At 73.8% G+C, this 9,208-nt stretch carries 5 protein-coding genes and 1 pseudogene; all 6 read left to right on the forward strand.

Annotated features, from left to right (window positions below):
* Positions 1-841, forward strand: an 841-nt coding sequence (locus ACWCSD_RS40115) for a pyridoxal phosphate-dependent decarboxylase family protein (RefSeq protein WP_449922721.1), incomplete at its 5' end; no start/stop codon positions are given.
* 131 nt (positions 842-972) lie between these two features.
* Positions 973-1,389 carry a CBS domain-containing protein gene (locus ACWCSD_RS40120; protein WP_358286410.1) on the forward strand — a complete coding sequence of 139 codons (417 nt, stop codon included), beginning with the start codon at positions 973-975 and terminating at the stop codon, positions 1,387-1,389.
* A gap of 9 nt (positions 1,390-1,398) precedes the next feature.
* On the forward strand, positions 1,399-1,749 hold the full coding sequence (locus tag ACWCSD_RS40125) for an MmcQ/YjbR family DNA-binding protein (protein WP_352350971.1): 351 nt from the start codon (positions 1,399-1,401) through the stop codon (positions 1,747-1,749).
* A gap of 729 nt (positions 1,750-2,478) precedes the next feature.
* Complete coding sequence (locus ACWCSD_RS40130; RefSeq protein ID WP_449922723.1) at positions 2,479-4,857, forward strand: vWA domain-containing protein; 2,379 nt, start codon at positions 2,479-2,481, stop codon at positions 4,855-4,857.
* Positions 4,858-4,876: 19 nt separating this feature from the next.
* Entirely contained in the window at positions 4,877-8,008 is a 3,132-nt protein-coding gene (locus ACWCSD_RS40135) for a tubulin-like doman-containing protein (protein ID WP_397156497.1), read from the forward strand.
* Positions 8,005-9,208 (forward strand): annotated as a pseudogene (locus ACWCSD_RS40140) (hypothetical protein); the annotation flags it as partial. The gene ACWCSD_RS40135 and the pseudogene ACWCSD_RS40140, both read left to right, overlap by 4 nt.

Below are 9,208 nucleotides of genomic sequence, written 5' to 3' on the forward strand. Positions count from 1 at the left end.
CCGGAACGTCCGCAAGGTGCCGGTGGACGCCTCCTTCCGCATGGACGTCGGCGCGCTGCGCACGATGGTCGCCGACGACCTGGCGGCGGGCCTGCGGCCGTTCTGCGTGGCGGGCAGCGCGGGCACCGTCAACTCCGGCGCGGTCGATCCGCTCGACGCCATCGCCGACGTGGCCGCCGAGCACGGGCTGTGGTTCCACGTGGACGGCGCCTACGGCGCGCTCGGCGTGCTCGACGCGCGCTCGGCGCCCGCCTACGCGGGGCTGGACCGGGCCGACTCGCTGGCCCTGGACCCGCACAAGTGGCTCGGCGTCCCGGTCGGCTGCGGCTGCGCGCTGCTGCGCGACCCGGCAGCCGCGCGGGCCGCCTTCAGCCTGGTGCCGTCGTACCTGATCGACGACAACGCCGACGACCTGGGCTGGTTCGCCGAGTACGGGCCCGAGCAGACCCGTCCGTTCCGGGCGCTGAAGACCTGGGCGACGCTGTCGTACCTGGGCAGGGAGGGCGTCACGCGCCTGGTCGAGCACACCGGCGGCCTGGCGCGCACGCTGGCCGCCATGGTCGAGCAGGCCCCGGACTTCGAGCTGCTCGCGCCGGTCGCCACCTCCATCACGGCCTTCCGCCACACGCCCGCGACGGGCGAACCCGGCGGACCCGGCGGGCTCGACGCGCTCAACCGGGCCCTGCCGGGCGCGGTCCAGGCGCGCGGCAACGCCTTCCTCACCGGCACCCGCCTGGGCGGCCGGGACGCGCTGCGGGCCTGCTTCCTGCATCCCGACACCACCGAGGACGACCTGGCGATCCTGCTGGAGGAGATCCGCCTGGCGGCGAAGACGCTCTGAGGCCCGGTAAAGGGCTTCTCCACGGACGTACCGGACACGCATGGCCGGACGCCGGGATCCGACAAAGCCCTGTGAGCTCTCCCCCGGCCCGGGTAGTAAGCGGCCGGGACGTGAGCAATCAGGAGGATCCCATGGCAGAGACCGTGGCAGACGTGATGACTTCCCACCCGGCGACGGTCGAGTGCGACCAGCCGGTGTCGGCCGCCGCGGCGCTCATGCGCGACAACGACGCGGGCGCGGTGATCGTCAACGAGAACGGGCGCATGAAGGGCATCGTCACCGACCGGGACATCACGATCCGGGTGGTGGCCGCCGAGCGGGGGCCGGAGACGCCGGTCAGGGAGGCGTGCAGCCCGTCGGTCGAGGCGGTCGGGCCCGACACGAGCATCGACCAGGCCGTGCAGATCATGCGCTCGCACGCCGTGCGCCGCCTTCCGGTCGTCGAGGACGGCCGTCCCGTCGGCATCGTGAGCCTGGGCGACCTGGCGGTGGAGCGCGACCCGGACTCCGCGCTCGCCGACATCTCGTCCGCGGAGGGCAACCGCTAACGTGGCTGTGTGATCACCGTCGAGGACGTCCGGCGCTTCGCGCGCACCCTTCCGCGCTCGTCCGAGCACCTGATCCGGGACCGCGTCAAGTTCCGCGTCGGAAAGATCGTCTACGTGGCGTTCTCGCGGGACGAGACGCTGATGGGCTTCGGGTTCCCGAAGGAGGAACGCGAGGCCCTGGTGGCGGCCGAGCCGGACAAGTTCCTCATGCCCGGCGAGTCCGATCTGCGCTTCAACTGGGTGGTCGCCCGCATGGACGCCCTCGACGCGGCGGAGATGCGGGAGCTGGTGCTGGAGGCGTGGCGCATGTGCGTCCCCAAGAAGGTCCGCCTGGAGCAGCAACTCCAGACCGGCCCCTGACCCGTTCCGCCCGGTCCGTGAACCACCTCTGAGGCGCGCCGCCGGCCCGTTCTGCCGGCGCGCGTCTCTTTCGGCGTGGCCGATCCGGCGAGCGGTGACCCGCCCCGCCCCGCGCCGGCCCCCGTGACTCCTGCCGGGCCACGGCATGCCCCCGGCCGACCGCGCGACGCGCGCCGCCGCGGCGAGAGCGCCGCGGCATGGGGAACGATGCGTCCCAGCGGAATGGGACCCCTGTGGCACGGCCCCCTTTCGGGAACGAATCCCACAAAAAGGGCAGACGACTGCAAGTCAGATAAGTCCCCCTTCTCCGCATATTTCCGTTGAGTCCTTAGCCCAGGGCGAGAACCCGGCTTCTTCAATTCGGATTCAACAGGCAATTGTTGGCATCAGTCCCACCAGCACCACCAGTAACACCCCCAATCCATCCGATTCGCGGTATACACCGCTTACCCGCATTGCTGCGGGTTGGCAGGTCACGACGTGCGTCAGCATTCCAGGCGCGACCCTCACCCGAAACGGATTCACATTACCGACAATCCGGACAACATCCCCCAAAGGCTGCACCTTCCCTGGAATTTAGTTCGGATCACAGTGAAGTAACAAACCCTTCTAAATGGCATCTAATTCGGTCAGCATGGCCGCTAAAAATGAGAGGGCTACGCGTCTCGAACGGGGCGAGACCCATTCATGCCCTCCTCTGGCAACGCCTTTCCACCGAAGGACTCGGATATGACATCAGCCTTGCGCTGCCGGGCGACGCGCGCTCTCGTCGTCATGGCGGGGGCGCTGACGCTCGCGCTGCCGGTACCGCCGCACGCCCTCCCCGCCCGCGCGGCGGCGAGCGCCGCCCCGGAGACGCTGCCCCTGGACATGGTGGTCGCGGTGGACGAGTCGGGGAGCCTGTCGGCCGGGGCCGTGTCCCGGGAGATCGAGGCCACCTCCACGATCGCCCAGAGCGTGCTGAACCCGCAGAGCAGGGTCACCGTGATCGGCTTCGGCAGCAACAACGGCCGGCCGGGGCAGAACGCCGTCGACCAGGTGTGCCGGCCCACCGTCGTGGGCGACGGCGTCAGCCTGCAGTACCTGTCGGAGTGCGTGAAGGGCCTGCACCGGCGGACCGACGAGGAGGGGAACGACACCGACCACGTGGCGGCGCTCACCCAGGCGCTGGCGACGCTGCGCGACGGGTCGCCCGCCAACGCGCTGAAGGTGGTCTTCCTGCTGACCGACGGCCACCTGGACGTGCCGCGCAGCCCCGCCTACGGCAGCGGCTCCGAAGCCGACCCGGTGGTGCGGCAGCGCCGCAACGAGGGCGCCGCGCAGCAACTCGGCGACGTGATCGGGCAGACGCAGCGGGAGGGCGTGCAGATCTGGCCGCTGGGCTTCGGCGCGGGGGTCACGCAGGAGAACCTGGACAGGTTCGCCGCCGGCGGCTCGCGCGCCGGGTGCGACGCCCGCGAAGAGTCGCGGCCGCGGGCCCGCATCGTCCGCGACGACAGGGACGTCACCCGCTCGCTGTTCGAGGCGTACGCCGCGGCCACCTGCTCGGGCCTGACCCCGACGGACTCCACCACCGTCGAGGACGGCCAGGTGCGCGAGCTGAAGGTCGAGATCCCGCTGATCGCCACCGACGGCACCATCACGGTCAGCAAGAGCGACCCCCGGGTGCTGGCCGAGTTCGTCGACCCCCGCGGCCGCACGGTGACGACCGGCACGGCCGGCGACTCCACCTTCGCCCACAGCGGCGCGAACACCGCGACGGAGGCGCTGCGCATCGTCAACCCGCTCAACGGCATGTGGACGGTCCGGCTGAAGGCGCCCCAGCGGCTCAGCCGGCGGCTGGTGAGCGCGACCGCGCTGTGGCAGGGCGCGGTGCAGGCCGCGATCGTGCCGGAACCGCCCTCGGCCCGCGCCGGGCAGGAGGTCAGGATCCGGCTCTCGCTGGTCACCCGCAGGGGCGCGATCACCGACGAGGAGGCGCTGCGCGGCCTCACGTTCTCGGTGACCGCCACCGGGGGCGGCCTGGCGCAGCCGCAGACCGTCCAGGTCAGGGACGACGGAAGCGCCCCGGACGACAGGGAGCACGACGGCCGGTACGCGGGCGTCTTCGCCGCGCCGCAGGGGCCGGGCGACGTCACCCTGACGGGGGTCGTCGCGGGCACCGGCATCAGGGCCGAACGGGTGCCGACCACCGTCACGGTGGGGGCCGCGGAGACCGTCGTCCAGGGCCAGATCGAGTTCGACGGCGACGGCACCGTGCGTCAGGGAGAGGTCGTGCGCGGCCGGGTGACCGTGCACAACGGCGCCTCCTCGCCCAGACGGGCCCGGCTGGCGCTCCGGAGCGTCGCCGGGGTGCGCGCGACGCCGGCCCCCGACGGGCCGGTCACGCTCCCGCCCGGCGACTCCACCACCCCCTTCACCATCCGCTTCGGCAAGGACGCGGCGCTCGGCGGCGCGTCCATGGAGGTGCGGCTGGCCGACGACGGCGACCCGGCCGTGGCGTACGCCTCCGGACTGCTCACCGTCTCGGTCGAACGTCCGCCCACCTGGTGGGAGACCTACCGCAGGTACATCGCGGCGGCCGCGCTCGTCCTGCTGCTGGCGGGCGTGACGCTGCTGCTGGTCCGCGCCGCGCGCCGGCGCAGGGTGAACGTGCGCGGCCTGTCGGTCGCGCTGACGCTCGACGGTGAGCGCACCGGCGCGGAGCTGAAGGCGCCCAGCAGATGGTCCCCCCGCTTCCGGTTCGCGCTGCGCGGCGACACCTACGCCGCGCGTCTCGTGCCGCCCGGGCCCGACGACGGCGACCAGGTGTTCACGGTCTGCCGGGCCGGCGCGGGCGTCACCGTCGAGACGCCCGAAGGCGACCGCTACCCGCTGGGGATGGGGGTGGAGAGCGAGCCGCTGCCGAGCGGGCACCGGCTGGTCTTCCGGGACGCGGCCAAGCGGCGCGGCACGGCCCGGCGCGCCGGGCTCCGCCGCCCTGCGAAGCCGGCCCCGCCGGCCCCCGGCCCCGCCCCCGACCCCGCCCCCGACCCCGGCGGCGAGCCGCGGGACCGGGAGGACTCCTGGCAGCGGACCGCCCCCGACTACGACAGCCCCTGGCTCTGAGGCCGCGAGGAGACACCCCATGAAGCTCTACCAACCCCTGCTCTTCGTCGGCCTCGGCGGCACCGGCTGCGCGATCGGCGCCGGGCTGGAGCGCAGGCTGCGCGAGGAGATCTGCGGCCCCGACGGCAGCCTCTTCCAGCGCAAACGCGAGGACGCCCAGCGCTACCAGCTCCCGGCCTGCCTGCAGTTCGTCTACGCCGACGTCAACCAGGCCGAGCTGGACCGGCTGCCGCTGAGCGTCGTGCCCGGCCCGCAGCACGTGCACACGGCGCAGCTCACCGCCCACTACGTGCGCGGCCTGGTGCCGCAGGTGGACTCCTATCCCCAGGTGGCGGTGAACCTGCGGCTGGCGGCCGGGGAGGCCGTGCGCGGCTGGCTGCCGCCCAGCCACGGGGAGCCGCGGGTGCTGCCCCTGCAGAAGGGCGCCGGGCAGATGCCGACCGTCGGGCGGGCGGCCCTGTTCGAGACCTTCCGCGACGGGATCGGCCCGGCGATCCGCGACATCGACGCGGCCATCGGCAACCTGTCCGGCAACCAGGCGGCCACCGACCTGTTCCGGCTGGCCGACGGCGCGACGATCAACCCGAGGGCGGTGGACGTCTTCGTGGCGTTCTCCGTCGCCGGGGGCACCGGCGCGGGCATCTTCTACGACTACCTCCACCTGATCAGCAGGCAGTTCCAGGAGACGGACCTGAAGCCCAAGATCTACCCGCTGGTGCTCATGCCCTCGGCCTTCGAGTCGGGCGCGGGCGGCGGACGACCGGCCGAGCTCAACGCGGGCCGGGCCCTGCTCGACATGTTCCAGCTGGTGGACCACCAGAACACCGCCGACGCCGTCCGCCACCTGCCCGGTCTGGAGGGCGACCAGGGCGACCCGGAGGAGATCGCGGTGCGCTACCCGCTGGAGGGACGCGTGGCGATGCGGCCGGGCGTCGCCCAGACCGCGTTCCTGTTCTCCCGCCCGACCGGCGCCAAGCCCGGGGACCTCCGGCGCTCGGTGGTGTCGCTGGTGATGTCGCTGATCGGCACCGAGCTGAGCCCGAAGGTCCGCAACGACGGAGAGCAGCACCAGTCCTTCGCCGACAGCTTCATCAACTCCGTCGCCCAGCGGCAGACCATGGCCGAGAACGGCGTGGGCAGCCGCGGGGTGTCCACGGCGCTGGTGACGTCGCTGACCACGCCGGTGGAGGAGCTGGCCGACGTCGTGGCCGGCCGGCTGCTGCGGGCCGCCGTCGAGGAGCTGCGCGAGCCGTCGCCGGGCGCGGAGAGCAACCGGGCGCTGATCGAGGAGTTCTTCACGCTCTCGCACATCCACCAGGTCTTCGCCCGGCGGCAGGTGGAGTACGCCGAGCCCGAGCCGGCCACGGGCGCCCGCGAGGTGCTGGCGGCGCTGGCCGACCGCCTGGCCGCGATGCGGATCGGGCTGAACGAGCTGCGGGCGCAGCTCGACCAGAGCGTCCCCGCCATGGTGAGCCAGTTCGACCCGGGCAGCGCGGTGCTCGGGCTGCTCGGCACGATCGACCCGTTCCGGGTGCGGCGCGTGCTGTTCGGGCACGCCTCGCTCGCCGACCCGGTGGACCAGTTCGGGGCCAAGGGCCTGATGCAGCGCCGCAGCGTGCCCCCGCCGCCGCCGCCGGGCATCCGCGAGGCGCCGCCCGCCCTGCCCCAGCTGCGCGACCGCTCGCTCGGCATGGTCAAGGTCAAGTGGACCGACGACGCCCCGGCGGAGGCCCGGCAGCAGCAGGAGATCTGGTACAGCTGGCGCAGCCGGGTGTTGTGGACCGAGCCGTGGGCGTCCCAGCACCAGCGCTGGGAGCGCGCGCTCGGCGTGGCCGAGGACCATCTGCGCGCGCTCAACCAGACGCTGCACGACCTGGCCCGGCAGGACCCCAACCGGTTCAGGGAACGCTCCGAGCACCTGTACCGGCCCCGGGTCGGCGTGGTCTTCCACCTGCCGACCGGCAGCCTGGAGCAGTTCTACCGCAACGCCGTCACCCGCATCCGGGAGCGGCTGATGATCGAGCCGACCGCCGACGACGCCGAGGTGCTGCGGCGCCTGATGGGCCAGGACGGCTGGCAGCGGATCTACCGCCAGTCGATCGAGACCACCCCCGAGCGGGCGGTCCACGAACTGCGGGAGCGGATCAAGACCGACGTCAAGACGTACCTGCAGGAGGAGACGCAGGGGCGCGCGACGCTGCTGCCCAAGCTGCGCGACCTGCTCGACCAGGCGGCGGGGCTGGGCTCGGACCGTCCCCGGTTCGGGGAGACGGAGCTGGAGGAGTTCCGCAGCCGGCTCACCGGCCTGGTGCCGGCCAACTTCACGCCGCAGGGCACCGGGCCGCTGAAGGTGCTGGTGTCCTACCCGGGCGCCGAGAACCAGGCCATCGCCGCCTACCTGCGCACGTCGTTGCAGCTTCCCGAGGGACCCGGCATCACCTTCGAGTTCACCGGCACCACCGCCGAGTCCGTCTCGGTCGTGCTGTTCCGGTCCTCGATGGGCATCACCGACGTCAAGGAGGTCCGGCACGTCCTGCGGACCTGGGCGGACGCGGTGCACCGGCCGCGCCGGGACGACTTCCTGCCCTGGCGGCAGCGCACCGGCTACGACTTCGGCTACCTCGCCACCCGGGAGGAGCACCGGGTGCTCATCCTGCACCGGCTGCTGTGCGCGATGTGGAACGGCGACGTGCGGGTGCTGGGCGACCCGGCCTCGCCGTCCCAGGCCGAGGTCCGGCTCAACGAGGTGGCCATGTCGCTCGGCCTCAAGGCGCTGGAGGACGCCTCCTCCTGGGGCAGCCTGCTCCAGGCGTACGAGCTGTGGACGCTGGCCGACAACGACGACGCCGCCCGGGTGTTCTGCGCCCAGCTCATGCAGGCGGCGCCGTACAAGCTGGACGAGGGCACGCATCCGCCGTCGAAGCTGTTCGAGCTGGTCGTGGGGCTGGCCGGGGAGCAGGTCGACTGCCTGGACCGGATGCTCGTCGAGATCGCCCCGGCGAACCGGGCCCGGGCCCGAATGCTGCGCCGGTTCTGGCACGAGACGCTGCCCGCGGCGATGGCCGTCACGTTCGAGCTGCCCGGCGCGACGCGGGAGAACCTGCACGCCCTGTACGAGGCGTACAAGCGCCGGACGGGCGGCGCCGCGTGAGCGGGCGGGTGGTCCGGCTGAACCTGCGGGGCCTCGGCGAGGGCGCGGCCGGCGAGGTGGCGGCGCTGCTGTCCGACGACGGCCAGGAGGACCTGACCTCGCTGCTGGTGGTGGACGACGTCGCGGCTCTGGCCGGGCACCGCCGCGCCTACGAGATGCTGCTGGCCTCCCGCTACACCGACGCGGTGCTGTGCGTGGCGGTGGGCCGGCCGCAGGGCGAGCCGCACCGGATCGCGCTGCCGGGCAGCCTGACGCAGGCGGCCGGGGTGTTGTGGGTGCCCGATCCGTACGGGATCGACTGGCGGCCGGCCGCGGCGGCGCCCGCGGTACGGCGGGACCGGGCGGAGGGCGCCGAGGCGGGCCTGCTGCGCCTGCTCGACGTGCTGTCGCTGAGCGAGGTGTTCCACGAGGCGCTGCGCCGGGTCGAACGCATGCCCGGCCGCATCGCCAATCCGGGCATCAGGCTGGCCTGGACGAGCGCGGGCGGCGACGACCTGCGCCAGGCGCTCGCCGCGGCCGGCGGGCGGCTGCTGGCCGCCGGCGGGGGCGAGCCGCCCGAGCCCGCCGCGGCGCCGGCCGCTCCGCCGACGACGCCGCCCTTGCGGCTGGCCCCCGGCGGGCCTCTGGCGAGTCTGGCGGACCAGGCGCGGGCCGCCCTGGACGAGGCGGCCGCCCTGGGGGACGAGCTGGGCGACGACGTGTCCCTCATGGTCGGCCCGGTCCCCGCGGAAACGGCGGCGACCGCCGCCGGGCAGGCACTCGGCCGGCTGCGGGAGCGGCTGGAGGAGCTGTTCGCCGCGGCCCACAGCGGCGCCAGGCCCGACGCCGGCTCCCGGGCGGCCGTCACCGCGGCGGGGATCGTGCCCGCCGAGCCGGAGGGGTTCGACGCCGCCCGCGTCCGCGCCTCGATCGGCCGGTACCTGGACGCCGGCCTGCGGACCGGCACGCCGCTGCCCCGCCTGGTCGAGGGCCTGGACCGGTGGCAGACGCGGCTGATGCCGCGCGGCAGCCGGGCGCTGGTGCCCCGGCTGCGGGAGGTCTGCCCGGACGCGCTGGTGGCGGGGCTGCGCGATCCCGAGCCGATGGCGGGTCCGCAGCCGTGGCTGCCGGCCGTCGGCCTGGTGTGCGCGGCACTGGCCGGGCTCACCCCGTTCGGGGTGGCCAGCGGGCTGGTGATGGCGCTGCTCTGGACGCTGTCGG

This window comes from Nonomuraea sp. NPDC001684 (assembly GCF_053596515.1).

Excerpts from the sequence above, each read along its gene's own strand:
- ACWCSD_RS40120 (WP_358286410.1), top strand. The coding sequence starts at position 973 with ATGGCAGAGACCGTGGCAGACGTGATGACTTCCCACCCGGCGACGGTC.
- ACWCSD_RS40130 (WP_449922723.1), top strand. The coding sequence starts at position 2,479 with ATGACATCAGCCTTGCGCTGCCGGGCGACGCGCGCTCTCGTCGTCATG.
- ACWCSD_RS40135 (WP_397156497.1), top strand. The coding sequence starts at position 4,877 with ATGAAGCTCTACCAACCCCTGCTCTTCGTCGGCCTCGGCGGCACCGGC.